Source organism: Stenotrophomonas sp. Steno-Z4, from assembly GCF_056393145.1.
This window is the reverse complement of sequence record NZ_JBWJPC010000007.1, coordinates 112,253-137,797: the sequence shown is the minus strand read 5'-3', so window position 1 is coordinate 137,797 and position 25,545 is coordinate 112,253. Positions and strand designations below refer to the sequence as shown.

Below are 25,545 nucleotides of genomic sequence, written 5' to 3'. Positions count from 1 at the left end.
CGCATGGGCCGCTATGATCCATACATGTATGGAGCAGGCGCAGGCCCCCGATGAGTGACGCTTTACGAATTGAACGCAGCGCGGCCGTGCTGACCCTGTGGCTGAACCGCCCTACCCTGCACAACGCCTTCGACGCCGGGCTGATCGCGCAGCTCACCGCCGCGCTGGACGCGGCCGGCCGCGATGCGCAGGTCCGCGCGGTGGTGCTGGCCGCCACCGGGGCTTCTTTCTCGGCCGGCGCGGACATGCAGTGGATGCGCGGCATGGCTGCGGCCAGCGAGGAGGACAACCGCCAGGATTCGCTGGCGCTGGCCCGGCTGATGCGCACCCTGGATGAGCTGCCCAAGCCGACCATCGCCCGCGTGCACGGGGCGGCGTTCGGCGGAGGGGTCGGCCTGGTGGCCTGCTGCGATATCGCCATTGCCAGCACCACCGCCCGCTTCGGCCTGACCGAAAGCCGGCTGGGCCTGCTGCCGGCGGTGATCTCCCCTTATGTGATCGATGCGATCGGCCCGCGCCAGGCGCGGCGCTGGTTCGCCACCGGCGAGCATTTCGACGCCGACACCGCCCTGCGCATCGGCCTGGTCCACCAGCTGATCGAACCTGAACGGATCGACGAAGCGGTCCAGCGCCAGCTGGGCCTGCTCGACAAGGCCGGCCCGATCGCATCTTCGTCGGCCAAGGAACTGGTGCGCCGGGTCACCCTGGGGCGCGACCGCGACGCAACCGACCGGGACAATGCCGCCCTGATCGCCCGCCTGCGGGTGTCCGAGGAAGGCCAGGAGGGCCTCGGCGCTTTCCTGGACAAGCGCTCGCCGCATTGGGTTACCCAGGACTGAAGAGCCCCCGGCCCACGCACCCGCGGGCTGGCCGCTTTGCCGCCCATCCCGCGTATCCCCCTTTCATGGCCCACAGGGAAACCTGGGTCGCTCCACTTCGCCAGGAACGTTCGTGACTCCATCCCCCACCCGTCCACTGCAGGCTGTGCGTCTTCCCTCCCATGGGGAGCATCGGCATGGATGATCTCGTACGCATCGTCGAAGTCGGTCCGCGCGACGGACTGCAGAACGAAGCCCAGCCGGTGGCCACCGCCGACAAGATCGAGCTGATCCGCCAGCTCTCGCTGACCGGCCTGCGCACCATCGAAGCCACCAGTTTCGTCAGCCCGCGCTGGGTACCGCAGCTGGCCGATGCGGCCGAGGTCTATGCCGGCATCGAACGCCGCCCGGGTATTGCTTACCCGGTGCTGGTGCCCAACGAGCAGGGCTACGACCGGGCCCGCGCGGTGGGCGTGGAGGAAGTGGCGGTGTTCACCGCCGCCTCTGAAACGTTCAACCGTACCAACACCAATGCCGGCATCGACGAATCGCTGGCGCGCTTCGCACCGATCCTCGAACGCGCCCGCGTCGACGGGGTGAAAGTGCGCGGCTACGTGTCCACCGTGCTCGGCTGCCCTTACCAGGGCGAGGTCGCCGTCAGCGAAGTGGTGCGCGTCGCACGCGCGCTGCACGAGATGGGCTGTTACGAAATCTCGCTGGGCGACACCATCGGCGTCGGCACGCCGCGCAAGGCCCGCGCCATGCTGCGCGCGGTGGCCAGCGAAGTGCCGATGCCAGCCCTGGCCGTGCATTTCCACGATACCTACGGCCAGGCGCTGGCCAACATTGATGCATGCCTGGAGGAAGGCGTGCGCGTGGTCGATTCGGCCGTGTCCGGTGCCGGCGGCTGCCCCTATGCCAAGGGTGCCAGCGGCAACGTGGCCAGCGAAGACGTCGTGTACCTGCTGCATGGCATCGGCATGCGCACCGGCATCGATCTGCCGGCGCTGGCCGCCACCGGCCGCTGGCTGGCCGCGCGGCTCGGCCGCGAAACCGGCAGCAAGGCCGGCAGGGCCCTGGCCGCGACATGAGCCGACGCCGCCCGCGCACGGATGCAGCGGTCGGTGATCACCTCACCGGGCACGTCGACGCGCTGGCGGCCCTGGAAGAGGCGCTGGCGCGCCCGCCCGGCGACGATCTGCATGCCCTGCTGCGCGATGTGCAGCAGGCGCTGCAGGAAGCGATGGACGAACGCCAGCTGGCGCTGCGCCGCTACGCGGCACTGTTTGATGCGGTACCTGATCCGGTCAGCATCCTCAGCGAATCCGGCGTGGTGCTGGATCTCAACAAGGCCGGCATCCGCGCCTATGGCCGGACCCGCGAAGACATCATCGGCCAGCCGATCGAACTGCTGAATCCGGACCTGCCCAGCGATCACCTTGATCCGGTCTGGGAAGCGTTGCGCCGGGGCGAAACCTACGTCATCGAAGTCACCAACATGCGCGGCGACGGCAGCCGCTTCCCGGTCGAAGTGCACTCTGCCGGCTTCGAGCACCAGGGCGAGCACTGCATCGTGGCGGTGGCGCGCGACCTGAGCAGCCGCTGGCAGGCCGAATCGCGCTACCGGCTGCTGATGGAATCCATCGACAAGGGGGTGATCCTGTTCGACCGTAACCTGCACGTGGTTTCAGCCAACCCGGCCGCGCACCGCATCCTCGGCACGCAGGGCAACGGCGGCAGCCTGCAGGCGATGCTGGCCCCGGACGACTGGATCAGCGTGGACGAACACGGCCACCCGCTCACCCGCGAGCAGTGGCCGGCCAGCGAATCCCTGAATCGCGGGCGCATCATCCGCAGCACCATCGTGGGCCTCTACCACCGGCCGCGCGGCCGCATGATCTGGATTTCCACCACCAATGTGCCGGTGTACGGCAACGGCCGCGACATTCCCGACCACGTGTTCGCGCTGTTCAGCGACATCACCGAACTCAAGCGCAACAACACCCTGTTCGACCGCGCGCAGTCGCTGGCGCACATTGGCGGCTGGGAATGGGACCGCGGCCTGCAGCGCCTGTACCTCACCGATGAAGCCGCGCGCATTCTTGGCCAGGAGCTGCCGCTGCAGGACATGGCGCACCTGATGGACTGCCTGCGCCTGGACGACCGCGCGCAGCTGCAGCAGGCGCTGCTGGACGTGATCGACCGGCAGGTGCCGTTCGAGCTGGAGCTGCAGGGGCAGCGCAGCGACGGGCATTCGTTCTGGGTGCGCATGATCGGCGAGGCCGAGGCCGGCGACGTCAACGCCGCGCGCATCGCCGGCACCGTGCAGGACATCACCTCGCGCAAGCATGCCGAGGAAACCCTGCGCATCCAGGCCCGGACCGACCCGCTCACCGGCATCATGAACCGCGATGCGGTGCTCACCGACCTGGCCACCCGCATGGGCAGCCCCACCCACTGCAAGGTGGGCGTGCTGTACATCGACCTGGACCGCTTCAAGACCGTCAACGACCTGCTCGGCCACAACGCCGGTGATGAACTGCTGATCGATGCCAGCCGGCGCATTTCCACCGCGATCGGCACCGAGGGGCTGGTGGCACGGTTTGGCGGCGACGAATTCCTGGTGGTGTGCGATACCCGCGACCAGCCCGACCAGCCCGAGCGCCTGGCCGAGGCGATCACCCGCGCCTTCTCCACCCCGTTCCGGTTCGGCAGCGACGAGTTCTCGGTCACCACCAGCATCGGCATCGCCCGCGCGCCGCAGGACGGGCTGCGCCCGCAGCAGCTGATCCAGAACGCGGACATCGCCATGTATGACTGCAAGCGGCGCACCCGCAACGGCTGGCAGGTGTTTTCCCCGGAGCTGGCGCAGCGCCAGCACGACCGGCTGCAGATCGAAAGCCGCCTGCACCGCGCGCTGGACGACGACGAGTTCCACCTGGTCTACCAGCCGCAGGTGAACCTGCATACCGGCCAGCTGGTGGCCGCCGAAGCACTGATCCGCTGGCGCAACTCGCAGCTGGGGGAACTGCGCCCGGACATCTTCATCGGCCACGCCGAAAGCACCGGTGACATCGTGCGGATCGGGCTGTGGGTGCTCAACGAGGCCTGCCGCCAGGTACGCCAGTGGCAGGACGATGGCCTGGGCATCGTGCGGGTGGCGGTGAACGTGTCCTACCGCCAGTTCGTCGGCGAAGACCTGGCCCGCAACGTGCGCCAGGCGCTGGACCAGTACGGCCTGCCCGGCAGCGCGCTGGAGCTGGAATTCACCGAGCGGGTATTGATCGAGGACGCGCCCGATACCCTGCAGACCTTTGCGCGGCTGCGCGAGATGGGGGTGCTGCTGACCATCGACGATTTCGGCGAAGGCTACAGCGCGCTCAATTACCTGCGGCGGTTGCCCATCCACGGGCTCAAGCTCAGCCAGATGTTCGTCGAGGGCGTGCCCGGCAACCGCTCGGACGTGGCGGTCTGCGAGGCCGTTTGCGGCATCGCCCGCAGCCTGGGACTGGGGCTGGTCGCCGAAGGCATCGAATCGGAGGAGCAGCGCCGCTTCCTGCACGGCATGGGGGTCACCGTCGGCCAGGGCTTCCTGTTCGCGCCCGGACTGTCCCCGGACGAGTTCGCCCGCCGCCTGCCGCCGCGCCGCTGAGCGCCCGTCTGCGCTGCACAACGGCGAACGGGCCGGCATCCGCTAGAATCGGCGGCTCTTGAACCTGCGGGATCGTGCAATGCAGCTGTCTTCCGTCCGCGCCGTCGTCACCGGCGGTGTTTCCGGCCTCGGCCTTTCGGTGGCCCAGCACCTCGTCGCCCAGGGCGCCAAGGTGGCCCTGTTCGACCTCAATGACGACAAGGGCGCCGCCGCCGTGGCCGAGCTGGGCGCTGCCAACGCCCGCTACTTCAGCACCAATGTCAGCGACGAAGCCGCCGTGGCCGCGCAGATCGACGCCGCGCACGACTTCCTGGGCGGCCTGAACGCCGTGGTCAGCTGCGCCGGCATCCTCGGCGCGGGCCGCGTGCTCGGCAAGGAAGCGCCGATGCCGCTGGCCACCTTCCAGAACACCGTCATGGTCAACCTGGTGGGCAGCTTCAACGTGGCCAAGGCCGCGGCCAACCGCATGCAGCACAACGCCGCCGGCGACGATGGCGAGCGCGGCGTGATCATCAACACCGCCAGCGTGGCCGCCTACGAAGGCCAGATCGGCCAGGCCGCCTATGCCGCCTCGAAGGGTGGCGTGGTCGGCATGACCCTGCCGATGGCGCGCGAGTTGTCGCGCTTCGGCATCCGCGTGATGACCATCGCCCCGGGCATTTTCTGGACCCCGATGGTCGATGGCATGCCGCCGGCCGTGCAGGAATCGCTTTCCGCCTCCATCCCGTTCCCGCCTCGCCTGGGCAAGCCGGAAGATTTCGCCGGCCTGGTCGGCCACATCCTGACCAACACCTACCTCAATGGCGAGACCATCCGCCTCGACGGTGCGGTGCGCCTGGCACCCAAGTAAGCAAGCACCACTACCTCCCACGAACCGACCTTCATTACATGAAAGCCAACGACATCAAGAAAGGCAACGTCGTCGAATACAACAACGGCGTGTACCAGATCCGCGACATCGAGCGCAGCTCCCCGCAGGGTCGCGGCGGCAACGTCCGCTTCCGTTTCATCATGTACAGCGTGCCGGGTGGCAACAAGCTGGACGCCAGCTTCGATGCCGACGACAACCTGCCGGAAGTCGAACTGCTGCGCCGCCAGTCCACCTATTCGTACAAGGACGGCGATGCGTTCGTGTTCATGGACGATGAGGATTACACCCCCTACACCCTCGATGCCGATGTCATCGGCGATGACGCCGGGTACATCACCGATGGCCTGACCGGCATCTACGTGCAGGTCATCGATGACCAGCCGGTGGCCGTGCAGCTGCCGAGCAGCGTGGTACTGGAAGTGGTCGAGACCCCGCCGGAACTGAAGGGCGGCACCGCCACCAAGCGCCCGAAGCCGGCCAAGCTCAACACCGGCATTGAAATCATGGTGCCGGAGTACATCTCCAACGGCGAGCGCGTGCTGGTCAATACCGCGACCGGTGAATTCGCCGGCCGCGCGGACTAAGGTAGCGCGCTGAATCAGGGGCGCTCGGCCAAGGCCGGCGCCCCTGCGAAATCGCCACAGCCGTGGTACTGGCGTGCGCCCACCGTGAGCATCACGGTAGCGCCGAATGCCTGCCCGCTCATGTCGTCATGGCAGACCGTGCGCTGGAAGCTGACCTTGATGTCGGTGCCATCGGCGGCCTTGCCCGACCAGCCATCCTTGCCCTGGGTCGGCGCGACCACTTCAAACTTCTGCTCGCCGTAACCGGTCTCCACGCGCAGCACCGGTTTTTCGCCTGCGCTCACCTGGGCCAGCCAGCCCGGCTCGTTGCCGGTGGCACGGAACCCGGGCGGCGCTGCTGCGCTCGCGGCGGCGGCAGCGATCTCGCCTTCCTTGCCCGATCCGGTGCAGCTGCGGTCCGGCTCGCCCTTGAGGGTCAGCGTGCCTTCGGTGGTGCCCTTGGTCCAGAACGCGTTGCCCTGCCCGTCGCTGAACTTCGCGCCGGAGGCGGCAGTGTCCGAGGCCATCACGAACGTACGCCCGCCGACGACCACCGTGGCCGAATCCTGGCCGCGATAGGTGGCCTGCACCGGCAGATCGCCGCACTGGAAGGCATAGACGCGTTCGTCGGACGTCGGCGCGGCCGCCGGCGGCGGGGTTTCATTCCCGGCCGCAACGGGATCGGGTGCCGCGCTGTCGGCCTGCTGCGCGGGCTGGCACGCGGCCATGCCGGTGGCGATGGCCAGGCTGAGAATAAGGGGAGATGCGCGCATGTTCGACTCCTTGCCGATGTTCTGGTTCAACCGGGGATCGTAGCCCTGCACGTGTGAGCGAAGGTGAAACGCCGCGTAGGGACACGCCATGCGTGTCTGCTCTTCGCCGGGCACCGCGCAGACACGCGCGGCGTGTCCCTACACCCCTTCGCGTGCCAGCTGGCGCATACGGCTTCCCAGCCGGGCCAGCGTGTCGTCGATCGTGGCCAGTTCCTGCTGCTGCGCCGCAGGCAATCGCGCGCGCATCTGCGCCTGCAACGCCGTCCATGCCGGAACGCCGCGTGCGCTGATCTGTTTTGCAGCCTCGGCCGCAATGATGCGCTCCTCCGTGCTCGGCAAGCCATAGCCGTCACCGCCCACCAACCCGGCCGGATTCACCAGCTGCCCGGCATCGTCCAGCAGCGCGAGCAACGCCGCATGCGCTGCATCATCGCCCGCATCCGAACCGCCCAGCGCCCGCTTCAACCCATCGCGCGCACGCAGTTCTTCGCGGTACCGCGCCGCCTGCTCCAGCAACAACAATGCCGAAGTGGCACGCAATCCGCCGCGGTCCGCCCAGTGCGCACGCTGCGCCGCCGGCAATGCCAACCACGCGGTCACTTTCGCCGTCGGCAATGCCAGTTCCGAACGCGCCACATCAAACAACTGCTGGTAATGCGCCTGCGCCGACGGGAAGTAGTAGCCCATGCGCATCGCTTCGCGCCTGTCCTCCAACACCGCGCCATCCGCACGACCCTGCCGCTCCAGCCGACGCAGCAGGCCACCGGGGCTGAGCCGGTTCAGGCCGGGATCGGCCCAGCGTGGCACGCCTTCCTGCAGCAGCTTGCCGGTTTCCACCGCGCAGTTGTTGCTGACAAAACGATACCGCCCGTCATAGCTCCAGTGCACCTGCCCTACGCGTTCCAGCAGACCCGCGATGTCGCTTTCATCAAGCGCCAGCGGCACCGACTTCAGCCCGCGCAGCTCCAGCTGGGTGTACTCGTTGATCACCTGGTTGAGCGGCAGCACGAACAGCCGCGACGGATACGCGCCGGTCAGCCCGCGCCAGCTGGAAATCTGCACATCGCCGACGAACGCGCGGAACGACAGTACCCGGTGATGGGCCAGATCCAGCCGGCACGCCGGGCCGCGCGGACGCCCCGGCGCGCAGATCACCAGCCGCAGCATGCTGTGGCCCCAGCGGCTCATCAGCTGGTCGTTGCCCTCGGCCAGCAGGTAGTCCACCGCATATACCCGCTGCGGATCCAGCTCCAGCAACGAGGCTTCGCCGGTGACATCACCGGCCTGCACCAGCGCCACGCGCGGGTCGCACGCGGCCTGCGGCCCGGGGCCAAGGTGATCTGCAAACCACGCCGCCAGCGCCGGCCGACGGCACGCGAACCCGGTGTCGAGCAGGTAATGCTCGGCATTCACCGCCAGGTATTCGGCCGGGCTGTGGCGCTCGTACGGGTCGGGGCTGCGTTCGGTGAACGCGTTGTCACCACGCCCCCAACGCCACGGGTGCTGCTGCCAGCCGGCCAGGTCACGCCAGCGGGCGCTGTACGACCAGCGGCCATCAACGGCGCGGTCCAGCACGTGGGTCAATTCATGGATCAGCGCCGCCTGCACCGCGCGTGGCAGTGGTTGGCCGGGTTGTACCTCGTCCAGCAGGCTGCGCCGCAGGGTGATCGCATTCCTGCGGGTGCGGCCATGCACCGTGTCGGGAAGCTGGTCCGACCAGGACAGGGTCACCGGGGCGACGAAGCGCGCCTGCCATGACGCAGGCAGCAACGCAGGCGCCTGCTGCAGCACCTGCTCGGCGTTCGCCCGCTGACCAGGATCGAGTCCGTCCGCCTGCAGCTGAAGCTGCAGGGCGGCATGGGCGGCCGGGGCGACCAGCAACGCCGCCAGGACCGCCGCGCACCGGCGCAGGGCCCTGCGGCGCAGTTGCATCAGCGGGCCAGCAGGGCCTGGGCCAGCTGCATGTCGCTGGCGTCGCGCTGGGCGGCACCGGTTTCGCGCAGGTGCACGAGCGCCGCTTCCAGGCGGGCGCCACGGATGGCGCCGTCGGTGGCCACGAACGCCGCTGCGTCTTCGCGGGCGTCCACCACCACCTTGTCATCGTCCGAGCTGGACGAACCGGCCGAGGAGGCACCGGACGCCGAACCCGCCGAGGAGCCGGCGAAGCTGGAGGCGAATGCCGAAAGCGGCAGGGCGAGCACGGCAAACAGCAGGATCGATCGCTTCATCTTGGGTTCGTTGAGGACAGGAAGAGGCAAAGCGTATCGGCTGCGTGAAATTCTGTCGCCTGCTACAGGTCGAATACCTTGCCCGGATTCAGCAACCCTTGGGGATCAAACGCACGTTTGACCGCCTTCATCAGCGCGATTTCCGCCTCGCCGCGGGTGCTGTCCAGGTAGCCCTTCTTGACCAGGCCGATGCCATGTTCGGCCGAAATGCTGCCATCGAAGTCCTTCAGCACCTGCGCCAGCAGCTTGGTCACGTGCTCGCACTGCTGCAGGAACTCCGCGTCGTCGGTGGCATCGGGCTTGAGCACGTTGATGTGCAGGTTGCCGTCGCCGATATGGCCGAACCAGACCACGTCGAAGTGCGGGTACGCCTGCCCGATCAGCGCCTGGGTGCGCGCCATGAACGCCGGCATGGCCGAAATCCGCACCGACACATCGTTCTTGTACGGCTTGTAGCGCGCCACCGCCTCGGTGATCCCTTCGCGCAGGCGCCACAGCTGGGCGGCCTGCGCATCGCTCTGGCTGACCACGCCGTCGCTGACCCAGCCCTGCTCCATGCAGGCCTCGAACGCGGCCATCGCCGCAGCCTCCTGCACCTCATCGCCAGCGGCGAACTCGGTCACCACGTAGAACGGATGCACCTCGGCGAACGGCGCCTGCGCGCCATGCGCCAGCACGTGTTCCAGCGCCCGGTCGGTGAAGAACTCGAAGGCCTGCAGCTGCATGCGTTCACGGAACGCGGCAAACACCTGCATCAGCACCTCGAACGACGGCAGCGCCAGCAGCATCACATTGCTGGCCGGCGGCGGATCGGTCAGCTTGAGCGTAGCTTCCACGATCACGCCCAGCGTGCCCTCGGAGGCGATCAGCAGCTGGCGGAAATCGTAGCCGCTGGAATTCTTGATCAGGCCCTTGTTCAGCTCGAGCAGCTCCCCGTTGGCGGTGACCACCTTCAGGCCGGCAATCCACTCGCGGGTGTTGCCGTAGCGGATCACCCGGATGCCACCGGCATTGGTGGCGATATTGCCGCCGATCGAGCAGGAGCCGCGTGCGGCGAAGTCGACCGGATAGATCAGGCCGTGTTCGAGCGCTGCGTTGTGGACGGCTTCCAGCGCCATGCCGGCCTGCACGGTCAGCGTGCGGTCCACGGCATCGAAGTCCAGCGGCTTGTTCATCCGCTCCAGGCTGAGCACCAGCTCGCCGTTGGCCGCGACCGCGCCGCCGCTCAGGCCGGTACGGCCCCCGGAAGGCACCACCGCCACGCCCTGGGCACTGGCCCAGCGCAGGATGGCCTGCACCTCGTCCACGCTGCCCGGCAGCGCAATGGCCAGCGGTGCCGGCGTCCAGCGCCGGGTCCAATCGCGCCCGTAATGCTCCAGCTCGGCCGGCTCGGTGGTGAGCCGCAGCCCGGGGCAGTCCTGCAACAGCAAATCAAGGCGCGGATCAGTCATATGAACAGAGAGGCCAAGGCAATCCCAAAGGGTAGCGCACGACTGTTGGTCGTGCGACCTCGCCAACAATTGGTCGCATCTGAAACCGTCAAACCGGCCCCATGGCGCACCGCACCATCCCTGCCCCGATCTGGCATAGTGGGCAGCTCCCGCCCAACATGCTGCCGCTTGCCCATGTCGCCGAAGAAGACCTCATTCCCGAAGCAGGATATCCGCGTGCTGTTGCTGGAGGGGGTGAGCCAGACGGCCATCGACGTGTTCAGTGTGGCCGGCTATTCGCAGATCGAACTGCACAGCAAGGCGCTGCCCGAAGACGAACTGAAGGCGCGCATCGCCGAAGCGCACATCGTCGGCATCCGCTCGCGCACCCAGCTCAGCGCCGACGTGCTGGCCCATGCCAAGCGCCTGATGGCGGTGGGCTGCTTCTGCATCGGCACCAACCAGGTGGACCTGGAGGCAGCCGAGCTGGCCGGCATTCCGGTGTTCAATGCGCCCTATTCCAACACCCGCAGCGTGGCCGAACTGGTGATCGCCGAAGCCATCATGCTCACCCGTGGCATTCCGCAGAAGAATGCCGAATGCCATCGTGGCGGCTGGTCCAAATCGGCCGCCGGCAGCCATGAAGTGCGCGGCAAGACCCTGGGCATCATCGGCTATGGCCATATCGGCACCCAGGTCGGCGTGATGGCCGAAGCCATGGGCATGCAGGTGATCTTCCACGACATCGAAACCAAGCTGTCGCTGGGCAACGCCCGCGCTGCCATCGACCTGGACGACCTGCTCGCCCGCGCCGATATCGTCACCGTGCACGTGCCCGAAACGCCGGCCACCCAGTGGCTGATCGGCGCGCCGCAGCTGGCCCGCATGCGCCCGGGCGCGCACCTGATCAATGCCGCACGCGGCACCGTGGTCGACATCGATGCGCTGGATGCGGCGTTGCGCTCGGGCCACATCGGTGGCGCGGCGCTGGACGTGTTCCCGGTGGAACCCAAGGGCAACGGCGATGCCTTCGTGTCGCCGCTGACCGCGCACGACAACGTCATCCTCACCCCGCACGTGGGCGGCAGCACCCTGGAAGCACAGGACAACATCGGCGTGGAAGTGGCGGCCAAACTGGTGCGTTACAGCGACAACGGCAGCACCCTGTCGGCGGTCAACTTCCCCGAAGTGACCCTGCCCGAGCATGAAGACAGCCTGCGCCTGCTGCACATCCACCAGAACGTGCCGGGCGTGCTGTCGAAGGTCAACGAGATCTTCTCGCGCCACAATGTCAACATCGATGGCCAGTTCCTGCGCACCGACCCGAAGGTCGGCTACGTGGTGATCGACATCACCGCCAGCGAAGCACAGGCCGCGGCCGTGCGCGAAGAGCTGGCGGCGATTCCGGGCACGCTGCGGACGCGCGTTCTGTATTGATCGCACTGCCGGCCGCGGACGTGCGCATCAACGCGCACGTTTCGCTCCGCGGTAGGGTCGCATCCCAATCGACTGCCGATAACGGTGATCGGCGCGATGGCGGCATGACCTCTGGACGAAACGCGCTTCTTCGCCAAATGGTCATGCCCTACCGAACGTGGAAACACGGCCGGTGGTCGATCGGGATGCGACCCTACCAGGGCGGGGACTTATCGCGCGCGCTTGGGCACGTGGTCCTGGTAGCGGTACGGCACCGGGATGGGCGTTTCATCCAGCGTCAGCGTGATCCGCTTCGGTTCCACCTGCACCATCACGCGCCCGCCTACGGGCAGTTCAAAGCGGTCCAGCCACATGCCGCGCAGCACCACGCACGGAATGCGCCCGCCGTCGGGCAGCCGATGACCACCGGGATGCTTGAACGAGCCGATCCGCAGATGTTCCGGCGCGTGCAGGCCGATGCCGGTTTTGGGTTGTTCGTTTGAGGGTAAAGCAGAATTCGTACGACGCATTTGCCACCTCCGAGGAAGTCTCCCTCGCCGGAATGGCGAGGGAGTCGGGAGGCTGAAACCGTGCAAAACGTCGGCATGGTGTATTTCCGCGAGGGTGTTGTATTTCACCACCCTCCCGACGAAGAACTTCCACGTTGCGTCTGTTTCACGGAGATTTCAGGCTCCTGAGCAAACCATGCGCGATATGGAACGCGATGGGAAATTGCTTGTTCCGAAGGATATTGGAGTTTCAGTAGGCTGTGTCTACTGCATGACGCAATCGGTGCGGTTGCACGCGCATTTCTTCGCCAACGGTCATGCCGCAACCGAACGCTGAAACACCGTCGGCAGTCGATTGGGATGCGACTCTACCGGTGCATTGCGTGCTGGTCGATCACGTTCGGCGACTCATTGGTAGGGTCGCATCCCTATCGACCGCCGATAACGGTGATCGGCGCGACGAAGGCATCACCTCCGAACGAAACGCGTTTTTTCCGCCAACGGTCATGCCACAACCGGACGCTCGAACACGGTCGGCGGTCGATCGGGATGCGACCCTACCGGGTCACCGTGCGAGCCAGCGCTTGGCCATTCGCGGCAACGAATCGTCCCCGTCCGGCGTCTCGATCGCGGCATCGGCCACGTCGACGACGTCGCGCCAGGCCAGCGCCAGCGACTCCTCGCTGATCGCGAAAACCTCACTCCCCACCGCCCGCACCACGTAGCGGGCGTCGTAGTGCCAGTGGCCGGGCACGTCATGCCGTTCCGGAATCCAGTGCTTATCGATATCGAACAGCACCGCCCCGTCCTCCAGCACCAGCCCGGTCAGGCCGGATTCCTCCTCGGCCTCGGTCAGCGCCACCTTGGCCAAGTCGCGGACGCCGTCAGCGTGCCCGCCCAACTGCAGCCAGCGGTTCAACTTCCGGTGATGGGTCAGCAGCACCCGCGCCCCATCGGCGCTGACCAGCCAGGCGCTGCCGGTGAAATGGCCGGCCAGCCGGTCACGCAGGAAAGGGTTTTCCGGGTCGTCCAGCAATGTGCTGAATTCGTCAGCCAAGGCGGCGTGTTCGGGGTGCCGGCGGGCGTAATCGGCCAGTTGGCCGCGCAGGGCGGCGTCAAGTGCTACAACGGATTCAGGGTTTGACGACATGGCAACCGGGCAATCAGGCGGATTTGGCAGATTATCGCCCGGCATGCTGCATTTGCGCTTGTGCGCAGGCTTCAGCTTTGGCTAAGGTACAGCGGGCCGTTCCTTTGGGGCGGCCGGTCACTACTCAAGGGCGCGGCAACGTATCGCGCACTTGCCTTTCGATTTCGCGGGGCCCGCCCCGCACCAACGTCCACCTGGGAAGCACTGCATGCTGAAGTCTCTGTTGAGGGTCAAACCGGTCGAGCCGGCCGGGCACGTCGATGCCGGCGAACCGATTGAAGGCAGCCTGGACGGCGAAGCCTCGCTGAAAAGGACCCTCACGGCGAAACATCTCATCATGCTGGGTATTGGCGCCGTGATCGGTGCGGGTATCTTCGTGCTGACCGGCCAGGCGGCCGCCAACCACGCCGGCCCGGCGGTGATGCTGTCGTTCGTGATCGCCGGCTTCGCCTGCGCCCTGGCGGGCCTGTGCTACGCCGAGTTCGCGGCGATGATGCCGGTCTCGGGCAGCGCTTACTCCTACTCCTACGCCACCCTGGGCGAAGGCATGGCCTGGTTCATCGGCTGGTGCCTGGTGCTGGAATACCTGTTCGCTTCGGCCTCGGTCGCGGTGGGCTGGTCGGCGTACCTCATCAGCTTCATCACGACCACGCTGCACATGCCGTTCCCGGACGCGCTCAGCGCGGCGCCGATCAGCTGGACCGGGCAGGAGTTCATCTCCTCCGGCAAGCTGTTCAACCTGCCGGCGGTGCTGATCGTGGCGGCGGTGTCGGGCCTGCTGTACGTGGGCGTGACCCAGTCGGCGTTCGTCAACGCAATCATCGTGGCGATCAAGGTCACGGTGATCTGCCTGTTCATCGGCTTCGGCGCGCAGCACATCGACATGGCCAACTGGACCCCGTTCATTCCGGAAAACACCGGCGTGCCGGGCGAGTTCGGCTGGAGCGGCGTGTTCCGTGCGGCCACCATCGTGTTCTTCGCCTATATCGGCTTCGATGCGGTTTCCACCGCGGCCGGTGAAACCAAGGACCCACAGCGCAACATGCCGATCGGCCTGCTTGGCTCGCTGGCGGTCTGCACCATCGTCTACATCATCGTGTGCGCGGTGCTGACCGGCATGATGCCGTACCACCTGCTGGGCACCGACAAGCCGGTGGCGACCGCGCTGGAGCCGTATGCCAGCCTGTCCTGGCTGAAGACCGCCGTGGAGATCGGCGCCATCGCCGGCCTGTCCTCGGTGGTGCTGGTGATGATGATGGGCCAGACCCGCATCGCCTACACGATCTCGCGTGATGGCCTGATTCCGAAGCTGTTCGGCAAGGTCCACCCGCGCTTCCGTACGCCTTACTGGGCCACGATCGTGGTGGGCGTGCTGGCTGCTGGGCTGGCGGGCCTGATGCCGCTGAACGTGCTGGGCGAGCTGGTCTCGATGGGCACCCTGCTGGCCTTCGCCACGGTCTGCATCGGCGTGCTGGTGCTGCGCTACACGCGCCCGGAACTGACCCGGCCGTTCCGGGTGCCGCTGGTGTGGGTGATCTGCCCGGTGGGCGCGCTGTCGTGCCTGTTCCTGTTCTGGCAGGCGTTCGTGGTGCATTGGCACCTGTTCGTGGGCTGGACGGTGCTGGGCCTGCTGATCTACTTCGGCTACGGCATCCGCCACAGCAAGCTCAACAAGGTGTCGTGATCCCATGCTGAAGCAACTGTGGGCCACCAAGCACCCGCACGCCGCCCATGAAGATGCGAACGGGCTGAGCCTGAAGCGCACCCTGGGTCCCTGGGGCCTGACCGCGCTGGGCATCGGCGCGGTGATCGGCGGCGGCATTTTCGTCATCACCGGGCAGGCGGCGGCCAACCACGCGGGTCCGGCGATCATGCTGAGCTTCGTGCTGGCGGCGATCTGCTGCGCGTTCTGCGCGATGGCGTATGCGGAATTCGCGTCGATGGTGCCGGTCTCCGGCAGCGCCTATACCTATACCTATGCGACCTTCGGCGAGCTGGCGGCGTGGTTCATCGGCTGGATGCTGGTGCTGGAATACGGGGTGTCGGCGTCGGCGGTGGCGGTCAGCTGGACCGGTTACTTCCTGAGCCTGCTGAGTCATTTCGACATCTACCTGCCATCGGCGCTGGTCAGTGCGCCGCTGGATGGGCAGCTGCGCCCCACGGGGGCGATCGCGAACCTGCCGGCGGCGATCCTGGTGCTGCTGCTGACGTGGCTGTGCTATCTGGGCATCAGCAAGTCGTCGGCGATGAACATGGCGATGGTGGTGCTGAAGACGGGCCTGATCATTCTGGTGATCGTGGTCGGCTGGAAGTACGTGGACCCGGCCAACTGGACGCCGTTCATTCCGGCCAATGAGGGCCCGGGCAAGTTCGGGTTCGAGGGCGTGCTGCGCGGTGCGGCGATGGTGTTCTTCGCCTACATCGGCTTCGAGGCGGTGTCGGTGGCGGCGCAGGAATCGCACCGGCCGCAGCGCGACATGCCGATCGGCATGCTGCTGTCGCTGGTGATCTGCACGATCCTGTACATCGCGATGGCGGCGGTGATGACGGGGCTGGTGCCGTACACGCTGCTGGGCACGGACGAGCCGGTGGTGACGGCGGTGGCGGCGCACCCGACGCTGGGCTGGTTGCGGGTGGTGGTGGAGATCGGTGCGTTGATCGGGCTGTCGTCGGTGGTGCTGGTGATGGTGATCGCGCAGCCGCGCATCTTCATGATCATGGCCAACGACGGTCTGTTGCCGAAGGTGTTCACGACGATCCACCCGAAGTACCGCACGCCGCACATCAATACGGTGATCACGGGCATCGGCATTGCGCTGCTGGCGGCGCTGTTCCCGCTGGACGTGCTGGGCGAGCTGACCTCGATGGGGACGCTGATCGCGTTCGCGGCGGTCTGCGCGGGCGTGCTGATCCTGCGCCGAACGCAGCCGGACCTGCCGCGCCCGTTCCGCATTCCGGCGGCCTGGCTGATCTGCAGCCTGGGCGTGCTGAGCTGCCTGGCCCTGCTGTCGGCGATGACGATGCACAACTGGATGCTGATGGGGATCTGGACCGTGATCGGGTTCGCCATCTACTTCGGCTACAGCTTCAAGCACAGCCGCCTGCGCGGCTGAACGTCCGATGCAACGGCCAGAGCCAGAGCGTCGGCTCTGCCGTTAGCGTCGTTCAGGGCGGGTCGGGTTGGGTTTGCGGGGGACGCCGTAAACCCGTCCATGGGGGCTTGGTCGCCGCATCCATGCGGCTCACACCCCCGCAAACCCAACCCGCCCCACCCTTCGACAGGCTACGGGTGACGGCGCCAAGGGCCAAAGCGGTAGGTCACGACCGTTGGTCGTGACGTCCTGACCGGCCCGGGAACCTGCTTTTAACGCCAGACGCCGTTAAAATGCCCGCCATGAACGACACCCCTTACGACACGGCTCGTCTGAGCGAACTGGCCCAGGTGCTGATCGACAACATCCGCGAACTGGCCCAGGCCGGGTGGACGCCGGCGACCAGCAGCAATTTCTCGCACCGCCTGGATGACCAGCATGCGGCGATCACGGTGTCCGGCAAGGACAAGGGCCGGCTGATCGAGGACGACATCATGGTGGTGGACTTCGACGGCAAGGCCGTGGGCCGGCCGCTGCGTCCGTCTGCCGAGACGCTGCTGCATACGCAGCTGTATCGCCGGTTCCCGGAGATTGGCTGCGTGCTGCATACCCATTCGCCGGTGCAGACCATTGCCTCGCGGCTGTATGCGGCCAATGGGCATATCCGGTTGGAGGGGTATGAGCTGCTGAAGGCCTTCCACGGCAACAGCACCCATGAAACCGCCGTGGACGTGCCGGTGTTCGCCAACACCCAGGACATGGACGAGCTGGCCGCCAAGGTCGAGCAGAAGCTCGACGAGGGCTGCATGTGGGGCTATCTGATCGACGGGCATGGGCTGTACGCCTGGGGCCGGGACATGGCCGAAGCACGCCGCCACATGGAGGCGTTCGAGTTCCTGCTGCATTGCGAGCTGGAGCTGCGCAAGCTGCGCGGACCCTGAGCTACATGCTCCAGCGTCATCAGGTCGCGCCCCCATTCAGGGCCGGCCGCTGATACTCTTTGAGGTCCCCCTCGCCGTTCAAGCTGCCGCCATGAGCCGACTGCGCATTTACGATCACGATGAACCCCAATCCCCGCTGCTGGATACCCAGGACGGCGCGCTGATTGCCGCCGAGCTGGAGAAGATCGGGGTGACCTTCGAACGCTGGCAGGCGGCCCATGAGGTTTCGCCGGGCGCGAGCCAGGACGAGGTGTTCGCTGCCTACCGCAGCGACATCGACCGGCTGGTGGCCCAGCACGGCTTCAAGAGCGTTGACGTGGCCTCGATCGCGCCGGACAACCCCAACCGCGCCGAGCTGCGGAAGAAGTTCCTGGACGAGCACTTCCACAAGGAAGATGAGGTCCGTTTCTTCGTGGCCGGCTCGGGGCTGTTCACACTGCACGTGGACGACAAGGTCTATGAGATCGAGTGCGTGAAGAACGACCTGATCGCGGTGCCGGATGGCACCACGCACTGGTTCGACATGGGCGATGAGCCCAGCTTCGTGGCGATCCGCTTCTTCACCGAGCCGGATGGCTGGGTCGGGCACTTCACCGGCACCGACATCGCCCAGAAATTCCCCCGTTACGTTCCGACCAAGGCGTCCTGATCCATGCCCCACCCCACTGTCATCCTCACCGACATCGAAGGCACCACCAGCAGCATTTCGTTCGTGAAGAACGTGCTGTTTCCGTATGCGCGCAAGGCGTTGCCGGCGTTTGTCGCCGCGCATGGCCAGCAGCCGGAGGTGCGTCGCTGGCTGGATGCGGTGGCGGTGGAGATCGGCGGAGCCTGCCAGGACAGCCTCATCGTGGAAACGCTGCAGGGCTGGATCGACCAGGACCGCAAGCACACCGCGCTGAAGGCGCTGCAGGGCATGATCTGGGAAGCCGGCTACCGCAATGGCGACTACAAGGCGCACTTCTACCCGGAAGTGGCCGCTGCGCTGCGCGGCTGGCATGCGCAGGGCAAACCGCTGTATGTGTACTCCTCCGGATCAGTGCCCTCGCAGAAGCTGTTCTTCGGTTTCAGCGAGGCCGGCGACCTGACCAGCTTGGTGTCGGGCTGGTTCGACACCGAGATCGGCGGCAAGCGTGAGGCGGACAGCTACCGCAACATCGTCAAGGCCATTGGCGTTTCGTCCGGCGAGATCCTGTTCCTGTCGGACGTAGTCGAAGAGCTGGATGCCGCGCGCGAAGCCGGCCTACAGACCCGGTTGCTGGATCGACGCGAGGATTATGCGATGCCGCGTATCGGCGCCGCCGCCAATGGCCACGACCGCGTCGAGAATTTCCAGCAGATCACGCTGAAGTAACGCTGTCAGGAAGGTTGGTTCCCGAACGACGTCGCGCATGGATGCACAAGTGGTGCGGCCGCCTGCGCTCGCTGCACGATGACGCCGGCTGTCACTGTATCGAAGATCGACATTTGACTCCGGAATCAACCTCGGCTGTTAGTGCCCCGGCTCACCCGCAGTCCCATACTCCGCACTTCGCGCTTGGCTGATGAGATCGACAACTTCAGCACGACTCCTGCCGTCGATTGCCCAACCTGTCCCCTGGCCAACAACCTTCCCATCCTTCAGCACGTAGAAGGTCGGCGTCGACCAATGCTTGAAATTCCATTGCGAGGTTCTATCGACAAGCCGCACGGGCACGGTGGGATGATCCGAGTTCCAGCTGCCCATCAGGTCAAAATTCAGGTCGCGCTCCGGCGGGACGACCCATAAGACGGGTAGACCGCGCAACTCAGGGTCTGACTCGAATGCAATCATTGCGGCCCTGGAGAACCTGCATGCGGGATGGGAAATCACCACAAGCCGCATTCCTCGCGAGACATCAACCGACTGACGAACAAGCGACTTCGATGTGACATCGACATGCCACAGAGCCTTCTCGGCAGAAGTTCGCTCTTCAGGGATGACGATGGAAGGCAACGCCGGAAGCCAGTCGTTGAAACGCATTTGTACCAGCGCCGCCTGATCGAAATCCCGCGCCAGAATCAGCGAACGGAAAAAGGTATCCCAATCGCTCTGCGTATCTTGGCCAGCGGACGCCAGCGCCCCTACTGCCGCATGCATGGCTGAAACATCGCGGACATCATGGGTGTAGAAATGCCGTGCCGCAGTGGCTCGAATGAAGAAGTGAAGAGCCTCCGGGGGACTTTTCTCCAGCCCCTGATTCTCCAAGAACCCAAGGTAGGAAGCGTCAAACAGTTTCGCCGCCTCCCTGGCCGCAGACGTGGCGTCTGAACCGTCAATCCTGCGCATCTTTCCATAGTATTCATTGAACGTGGCTTCCCAGCTCGACATGTCCCCGGCCGTAACCGGGGATGACATCAGAAGCCCGAACGCCATCAACACGTAAACTTTCACGTCTTCCTTCCGATGGTGCCGTGCACGGAGCTAGCAGCCAGGCGCAACGCAAATGTCTTCAAGCTTTCTCGTACAGGTCGACGTGGTGCGGCACCAATAGTCCATGTAATCCGTATTGCGGAGGCCATCGGACACCTTGGCGATCATTCGATCCTCATCGGACTCAATCCGAATTCCGCGGATGGACGCAGCCGTTGCCTCCCGCCCAAACAACGCAAGCAGTTGGTACGCTTCCGACAACGTGAGCTCATTACGGATATCTGCGTAGGTGAAACTGCCGAGACCGTTGGGCGTGAACACCAAGCTGTCGATGAAACGTCTCTTTGCCCCTGGAGACAGTCGATCCAGCGGCGTCTGCATCGCGCGCATGGACGCCAAGTAAGCGTGGAGGTCGGCCTCGCTCTTGATTCTGGCCAACTTTCCGGAGATCTCACGCTGCAACGCCGCTCGGCTCTCAGCGTCCTGTAATTGCGCGGGGTTCACGGAAGCATCCGTAGTGTCCGCTTGAGCGGAACCTGCCACGAATCCAGATAGCAGTAAAGACATAAGGACAGTTTTCACAGTCAACCTCACTAGTTGGGAGTCGATGTTCACGGCTTCTGTCCGCGGACTCTACGCCCGCATATGCACGAATCAAGAGCCGTTTCCGACGTCGCAACAGCTGCATCAGCGTTCCGTCGCCGACACAGGTCGTAGGGTGTTTGACGTATGGTCTGAGAGCGGCAGACCTCTCCGATGGAGGTCATGCTTTCCAGCGCCGATCAGCGGTGCGTGCGGTCGTTTGGGAACCGACCCTACCGATCCCCATCTGTGCAGTCATTCCATCCGGCAAAAAGTCGTCGGTTACCGACTTGCCATCGCGTCTGCAACTGAGCGCATCCGCAGCGCCTTGCGCAGCGTTTCGAGCCCGGCACCGGCATTCACCTTGATCCGCACCGGTTCGCCGGGGACCAGGTCGATGGCGTTGTCGTCCAGGGTGGCGTCCATTCCCTCGAATTCGACCCATACGCCGCGCGCGAGCTGCGACGAGCGCAGCTCCAGCACGATCTCATCGCTGTGCTGCGTCCAGTGGCTGTCGATCTGCGCCTTCGGAAGCTGCATGTCCTTGGCCGCCGTGAAGTAGACCACCTGGCGCGACAACACCCGGGTGCCATCCAGCAGTTCCACCACCGCGACCGTGCGCGCGGGGTCGGCCGTGCCGAGCAGCTCGGCATCACCGAAACGCCCGACCTCCAGCGACGACAGAGCAGGCACCGTCACCGCGTGCTGCTGTTTTGAAACCTGGCCGCCATCCACATCCATCACCCGCAACCGCCACTGCGCTTTCAGGGGCTTCTGCAGGTCATTGAGCAGGCTCACGCGGGTAACGCCCTCATCGCGCAATGCCGCCACGGCATGGTCGGCGAAGAACCGCTTTGCATGGAAATGCAGGGCCTTCCAGCGCCCGGCGTAATCGATGCTGGACCAGGACGCCCCCGGCCACACGTCATTGAGCTGCCAGTACAGCGAACCCATCGTGTACGGGCGAGAGGCGCGATGATGCAACGCGGCCAGTTCAATGCCTTCGGCCTGCATCACCTGGCTCAGGTAAACGAAATCAGCGAAGTCGCGCGGCGTGCCGAATTCCCGCTCGACGTACTGGAGCAGACGCTGGTTGCCCTCGCCTGCCATGAATTTCTGGTGGGCCTTTACGGTAGCGCTGTCGACCTTCCGTTCGCCCGCGGGAATGATGCCATCCAGCGTGCGCAGCACCGGCCACGCCTGCAGCCCGTATTCGGACATGAAACGCGGGGTCTCACGCAGGTAGGCCTGCACCGGCAGCGCCGGATTGCCCCATACCTGCCAATAGTGCTTGTCGCCGCGGGTGGAGTCGTTGGCCACGGTATCGAGGTCGTTGCTCGGCGAGCTGGACCAGTACGGCACGCCCAATCCTTCCTCGGCCACCACCTTGCGCAGGTCGTTGCCGAACAGGTCGACGTAGCCCTGCCAGACACGTCCGGCAAACGCCGGATCGGCCGCCTTCAGGTCGCGGCCATGGCCCCAGTCCTTCCACGCGGTCTCCTCTTCGTTGTTGCCACACCACAGCACCACGCTGGGATGCGCACGCAGCCGACGCACGTTGTCGCGCGCCTCGGCCACGACGTTGGCGCGGAACGCCGGATCGTAACCCGGCTGCATGCCGCCGCCGAACATGAAGTCTTGCCATACCAGCAGGCCCAGTTCGTCGGCGATGTCGAAGAACACCTGGTCCTCGTAATAACCACCGCCCCAGTTGCGCAGCATGTTCATGTTGGCGTCGCGCGCGGCCGTCAGCTCGCGGCGGATGCGCGCCGGATCGACCCGCGCGGGGAACATGTCGAACGGAATGACGTTGGCACCCTTGGCGAAGATCGGCACGCCGTTGATGACGAAGGCGAAGCCCTGCCCGCCTTTGGCGTCGTTCTCCCGGCGCAGCTCCACCGTGCGCAGCCCGGTTCGCATGCGGTATTCGGACTCATCGGCGGTTCCCGCGTCGGCAACCACGCGCACGGTGTAGCGCGCCTGTTCGCCATGGCCTGCCGGCCACCAGCGCCGCGGCCGGTCCAGCGTCACCGGCACCGACAGCACCTGCTGGCCTGCACGCAGCGACGCCGTCTGCTGCACCGTCGCCGCCACCTGCCCATCCGGATCAAGCAGCGACACACTGAGCGGCAGGTTGCGCGGTGCCGCGCTGTCCAACTCCACCGCCACCGTCAGATCCGCGCGGCGCGCATCCAGCGCCAGCGTCTGCACGGCCACGTCGGTGATCCGCTGCGCGTTCCAGCTCTCCAGCTGCACCGGGCGCCAGATCCCGGCAGTCACGTAACGCGGGCCCCAATCCCAGCCGAAGTGGTAACCGGGCTTGCGCACGAAGTTGCCGACCATCGCATCGCGCGGCTCATCGCCATACGGCGAGGGGTAATTGCCGGCGATCTTGTGCGGCATTGCCTGCACGCCGGGCAGCAGCGTGGTGATCGGCGAACGGAACACGATCCGCAATACGTTGCCGGTCGCCTTCAGTTGACCATCCACCCGCGCCCGCCAGATGCGGTGGCTGTTGTCGGCGCGCAGCAGCGCCCGATCGTTGAGGCTCACTTCCGCAAAGGTATCCAGGCCTTCAAATGCCAGTTCGGCATGCGCGTCGGCCAGGGTGGCGGCGTCCACGTCGAAACGCGCCTGGTACTCCCAGTCGGCCAGCCCGATCCACTGCAGCCCGGCTTCGGGCGCACCGGCGTACGGGTCCGGAATGAGCTTGTGGGCCAGCAGGTCGGTATGCACCGACCCCGGCACCGACGCGGGCCGCCATTGGCCCGCCTCCGGATGCGCCTTGAGCTGCGCGTTGCCCGGCAGCAGCCGGAACGACCACTGCGCACGCAGCTGCGCCGCGCCCGCGGGGAGCGCATGAAGCGCAAGCAACAGAACCAATCCAACGCTCCACGCCCAACGCTTCATGCATCGCCTCACTGTAAGGTCAACTCAACGCACCACGTTGAGAACTTCGTAGCACGCGCCCATGGTGTGGTAGTCGGTCTTGCCGGCCGGGCTCTTTTCGTTGCTGTATTTGCGGTTGTCCGCATCCAGGATTCGGTACCACGCGCCGTACTGGTGGTCGATCATGTGCTGCCAGGCGTACGCCCAGAGCTTGTCGTACCAGTCCCAGTAGACCGCGTCACCGGTACGCGCGGCCAGCAGCGCCGCGGTGGCCAGCGATTCGGCCTGCACCCAGAAGTACTTGTCGTCGTCGCACACGCTGCCGTCCGGTGCGAACCCGTAGTACAGGCCGCCGCGCGCTTCGTCCCAGCTGCGCTCGACGGCAACATCGAACAGGTGGCGCGCGGTTGGCACCAGCCAGTCGGCCTGCACATGGCGGTCGAGGATCAGCAGCAGCTTGGCCCACTCGGTCTGGTGGCCGGGCTGGAAACCCCACGGGCGGAACAGGTGCTTGGGGTTGTCGAGGTTGTAGTTCCAGTCGATCTGCCAGTTGCGGTCGTAGTGCTCCCAGACCAGCCCGTTGCCCTGCGCCGCCTGGCGGCGGGTCATGTGGTCGGCCAGCAGCAGCGCACGGTCGCGGTAGCGGGCTTCGCCACTGGCCTCGAACGCGGCCAGCATCGCTTCGCACATGTGCATGTTGGCGTTCTGGCCGCGATAGTCGCTGAAGTTCCAGTCGGCGTCGGCTTCGTCCTTGTACAGGCCGAACTGGGGTTCCCAGAAGCGCGTTTCCAGCAGCGCCCAGGTTTCATCCATCCACGCACGTGCTTCGCCGATGCCGGCCTTCAGCGCGCAGCTGTAGGCCAGCAGCACGAAGGCCACGCCGTAGCAGTGGTTGGTGGCATCTTCGACCACGCCGTCGCGCAGGGTCCAGGCGTAGCCGCCGGTGACCGGGTTGCGGTGCACCTCGCGCAGGTAGCGGATGCCGTGCTCCACCGCCTTCAGGTCGTCTGCCTTGCCGAATTCGCGGTAGGCCATGGCGTGGTTGAACACGAAGCGGGTGCTGCTCACCAGGTGGCGGTGGCTGGCGTCGTAGACCGTGCCATCGTCCAGGTAGTAGTGGAAGAAGCCGCCGTTGGGGTCGATCTCGTGCGGCTGGTAGAACGCCATGCTCTGCGCGATGTGCGCGCGCAGGAATTCCGGCGAACGGAAATCAGGCTGGGCGGGAATGGCGGTGGTCATGCGGCGGTTTCCTGTTGTTGCTGCAGCAGTGTCTGGACATCGGCCAAGCTCGGCATCGCGGCGAACGCGCCCTTGCGGGTCACGGCCAGCGCGCCGACGGCGGCACCGAAACGGATGGCGTCCTGCAGCCCGGCCGCGTCGCGGCAGAAGTCGACGAACGCATCGCCATCGGCACCGCGCTCACCGAGCGCGAACAGCAGCCCGCCTACGAACGCATCGCCTGCGGCGGTGGTGTCCACGGCAGGCACCTGGAAGCCGGTGACCACGCCGCTGCCATGGCGGGTGTGCCAACGCATCGGGGCCGCGCCATCGGTGACCACCACGGCCTGCGCATGCGCGGCCAGCAGGCGCTGGATGACCACGGCATTGCCGTCGGCGCCCAGCGGCGCGGCCAGGTATTCAAGTTCCTCGCGCGAGAGCTTGACCAGGTCGGCCAGCACCAGCGCTTCCCACAGCTGCGCGGTCGGGTCGACATCGGCCGGCCACAGCGCCGGGCGCAGGTTAAGGTCCAGGCTGACCATCGCGCCGGCCGCACGTGCGCGCTGCATGCCGTCGAGCGTGGCCTGGGCGATCGACGCTTCAGTCAGGCTGTTGGAGCACACGTGGAAGCTGCGGGTGCCGTCGAAACAGGCCGGGCTGAAGTGCTCGGCGCGGAACAGCAGGTCCGCGGCCGGCGGCCGGTAGAAGCTGAAACTACGCTCGCCGTGCGCGTCCAGCGCCACGAATGCCAGCGCGGTCTTGGCCGCGTCGGTGCGCACGACGCAGTCGGTGGCGACCCCGGCACCGGCCAGGCTCTCGGCAAGGAAGTCGCCGAACATGTCCTGGCCGAGCATGCCGGCGAAATGGGTGTCCGCCCCGAGCCGCGCGGCGGCCACGGCAACGTTGGCAGGGGCACCGCCGGCGTACTGCAGGAACGCGCGAGGCGTGTCCGGCGTGGCCGGCGGCTGCGCAAGTAGATCGATCAAAATTTCGCCGAAACAAACAATCTTGGTCATGACGC

General features: G+C 66.1%; 22 protein-coding genes. 11 read left to right on the top strand and 11 right to left on the bottom strand.

Annotation, left to right across the window (positions count from 1 at the left end; genetic code table 11):
• Positions 1-50: 50 nt before the first annotated feature.
• From AC06E7_RS16305 to yeiP, 5 genes are all read left to right on the top strand, one after another.
• Positions 51-839, top strand: a complete 789-nt coding sequence (locus tag AC06E7_RS16305) for an enoyl-CoA hydratase-related protein (RefSeq protein ID WP_478065346.1) — start codon at positions 51-53, stop codon at positions 837-839.
• A 176-nt stretch (positions 840-1,015) separates the two neighbouring features.
• A complete protein-coding gene (locus AC06E7_RS16300) occupies positions 1,016-1,909 on the top strand; it encodes a hydroxymethylglutaryl-CoA lyase (protein WP_478065345.1) in 894 nt (297 codons plus the stop codon).
• Positions 1,906-4,470 (top strand): sensor domain-containing protein, encoded by a 2,565-nt coding sequence (locus AC06E7_RS16295; RefSeq protein ID WP_478065344.1) that lies wholly within the window; start codon positions 1,906-1,908, stop codon positions 4,468-4,470. Before AC06E7_RS16300 ends, AC06E7_RS16295 begins: the two co-directional genes overlap by 4 nt.
• Positions 4,471-4,549: 79 nt before the next feature.
• Positions 4,550-5,320, top strand: coding sequence for an SDR family NAD(P)-dependent oxidoreductase (locus tag AC06E7_RS16290; protein ID WP_478065343.1), 771 nt, complete (start codon positions 4,550-4,552; stop codon positions 5,318-5,320).
• A 38-nt stretch (positions 5,321-5,358) separates the two neighbouring features.
• Complete coding sequence (gene yeiP, locus AC06E7_RS16285; protein WP_068851495.1) at positions 5,359-5,925, top strand: elongation factor P-like protein YeiP; 567 nt, start codon at positions 5,359-5,361, stop codon at positions 5,923-5,925.
• 14 nt (positions 5,926-5,939) lie between these two features.
• Here the strand turns inward: yeiP and AC06E7_RS16280 are convergent, their stop codons facing one another.
• The 4 genes from AC06E7_RS16280 to AC06E7_RS16265 all read right to left on the bottom strand — a co-directional run bounded on the left by AC06E7_RS16280 (position 5,940) and on the right by AC06E7_RS16265 (position 10,356).
• Entirely contained in the window at positions 5,940-6,677 is a 738-nt protein-coding gene (locus AC06E7_RS16280) for an MliC family protein (RefSeq protein ID WP_478065342.1), read from the bottom strand.
• A 138-nt stretch (positions 6,678-6,815) separates the two neighbouring features.
• Complete coding sequence (locus AC06E7_RS16275; RefSeq protein WP_478065341.1) at positions 6,816-8,609, bottom strand: DUF7844 domain-containing protein; 1,794 nt, start codon at positions 8,607-8,609, stop codon at positions 6,816-6,818.
• Positions 8,609-8,905 (bottom strand): DUF2388 domain-containing protein, encoded by a 297-nt coding sequence (locus tag AC06E7_RS16270; RefSeq protein ID WP_145477799.1) that lies wholly within the window; start codon positions 8,903-8,905, stop codon positions 8,609-8,611. The genes AC06E7_RS16275 and AC06E7_RS16270 overlap by 1 nt, the downstream gene beginning before the upstream one ends.
• 62 nt (positions 8,906-8,967) lie before the next feature.
• Positions 8,968-10,356 (bottom strand): FAD-binding oxidoreductase, encoded by a 1,389-nt coding sequence (locus AC06E7_RS16265; RefSeq protein ID WP_478065340.1) that lies wholly within the window; start codon positions 10,354-10,356, stop codon positions 8,968-8,970.
• 174 nt (positions 10,357-10,530) lie between these two features.
• Between AC06E7_RS16265 and serA the strand changes: the two genes are divergently transcribed.
• Positions 10,531-11,772: a phosphoglycerate dehydrogenase gene (gene serA / locus AC06E7_RS16260; protein ID WP_478065339.1), complete on the top strand. Its 1,242-nt coding sequence runs from the start codon at positions 10,531-10,533 to the stop codon at positions 11,770-11,772.
• 209 nt (positions 11,773-11,981) lie between these two features.
• On the opposite strand, the gene AC06E7_RS16255 is transcribed toward serA, so the two are convergent.
• Both AC06E7_RS16255 and AC06E7_RS16250 read right to left on the bottom strand, forming a co-directional pair.
• Positions 11,982-12,281: a SymE family type I addiction module toxin gene (locus AC06E7_RS16255; protein ID WP_478065338.1), complete on the bottom strand. Its 300-nt coding sequence runs from the start codon at positions 12,279-12,281 to the stop codon at positions 11,982-11,984.
• Between the two features lie 544 nt (positions 12,282-12,825).
• Positions 12,826-13,410 (bottom strand): NUDIX hydrolase, encoded by a 585-nt coding sequence (locus tag AC06E7_RS16250; protein WP_478065386.1) that lies wholly within the window; start codon positions 13,408-13,410, stop codon positions 12,826-12,828.
• Positions 13,411-13,618: 208 nt separating this feature from the next.
• Here AC06E7_RS16250 and AC06E7_RS16245 point away from each other — a divergent pair, with 208 nt between their 5' ends.
• The 5 genes from AC06E7_RS16245 (at position 13,619) to mtnC (ending at position 18,797) form a co-directional block, all read left to right on the top strand.
• The gene (locus AC06E7_RS16245) at positions 13,619-15,094 is read left to right on the top strand and encodes an amino acid permease (protein WP_184123760.1); all 1,476 of its coding nucleotides are present in this window, start codon (positions 13,619-13,621) and stop codon (positions 15,092-15,094) included.
• A 4-nt stretch (positions 15,095-15,098) separates the two neighbouring features.
• Positions 15,099-16,523, top strand: coding sequence for an amino acid permease (locus tag AC06E7_RS16240; RefSeq protein ID WP_478065337.1), 1,425 nt, complete (start codon positions 15,099-15,101; stop codon positions 16,521-16,523).
• Positions 16,524-16,804: 281 nt separating this feature from the next.
• On the top strand, positions 16,805-17,443 hold the full coding sequence (locus AC06E7_RS16235; protein WP_093534509.1) for a methylthioribulose 1-phosphate dehydratase: 639 nt from the start codon (positions 16,805-16,807) through the stop codon (positions 17,441-17,443).
• Positions 17,444-17,534: 91 nt separating this feature from the next.
• Positions 17,535-18,092, top strand: a complete 558-nt coding sequence (locus tag AC06E7_RS16230; protein ID WP_093534507.1) for a 1,2-dihydroxy-3-keto-5-methylthiopentene dioxygenase — start codon at positions 17,535-17,537, stop codon at positions 18,090-18,092.
• A 3-nt stretch (positions 18,093-18,095) separates the two neighbouring features.
• Complete coding sequence (mtnC, locus tag AC06E7_RS16225) at positions 18,096-18,797, top strand: acireductone synthase (protein ID WP_478065336.1); 702 nt, start codon at positions 18,096-18,098, stop codon at positions 18,795-18,797.
• Positions 18,798-18,935: 138 nt separating this feature from the next.
• Here the strand turns inward: mtnC and AC06E7_RS16220 are convergent, their stop codons facing one another.
• From AC06E7_RS16220 to AC06E7_RS16200, 5 genes are all read right to left on the bottom strand, one after another.
• Positions 18,936-19,856, bottom strand: a complete 921-nt coding sequence (locus tag AC06E7_RS16220; protein WP_478065335.1) for a hypothetical protein — start codon at positions 19,854-19,856, stop codon at positions 18,936-18,938.
• Positions 19,857-19,886: 30 nt separating this feature from the next.
• A complete protein-coding gene (locus tag AC06E7_RS16215) occupies positions 19,887-20,450 on the bottom strand; it encodes a hypothetical protein (protein ID WP_478065334.1) in 564 nt (187 codons plus the stop codon).
• 249 nt (positions 20,451-20,699) lie between these two features.
• On the bottom strand, positions 20,700-23,327 hold the full coding sequence (locus AC06E7_RS16210) for a beta-mannosidase (RefSeq protein WP_478065333.1): 2,628 nt from the start codon (positions 23,325-23,327) through the stop codon (positions 20,700-20,702).
• Positions 23,328-23,351: 24 nt separating this feature from the next.
• Positions 23,352-24,545, bottom strand: a complete 1,194-nt coding sequence (locus AC06E7_RS16205) for an AGE family epimerase/isomerase (protein WP_478065332.1) — start codon at positions 24,543-24,545, stop codon at positions 23,352-23,354.
• A complete protein-coding gene (locus AC06E7_RS16200) occupies positions 24,542-25,540 on the bottom strand; it encodes a carbohydrate kinase family protein (RefSeq protein ID WP_478065331.1) in 999 nt (332 codons plus the stop codon). Before AC06E7_RS16200 ends, AC06E7_RS16205 begins: the two co-directional genes overlap by 4 nt.
• Between the last annotated feature and the right edge of the window lie 5 nt (positions 25,541-25,545).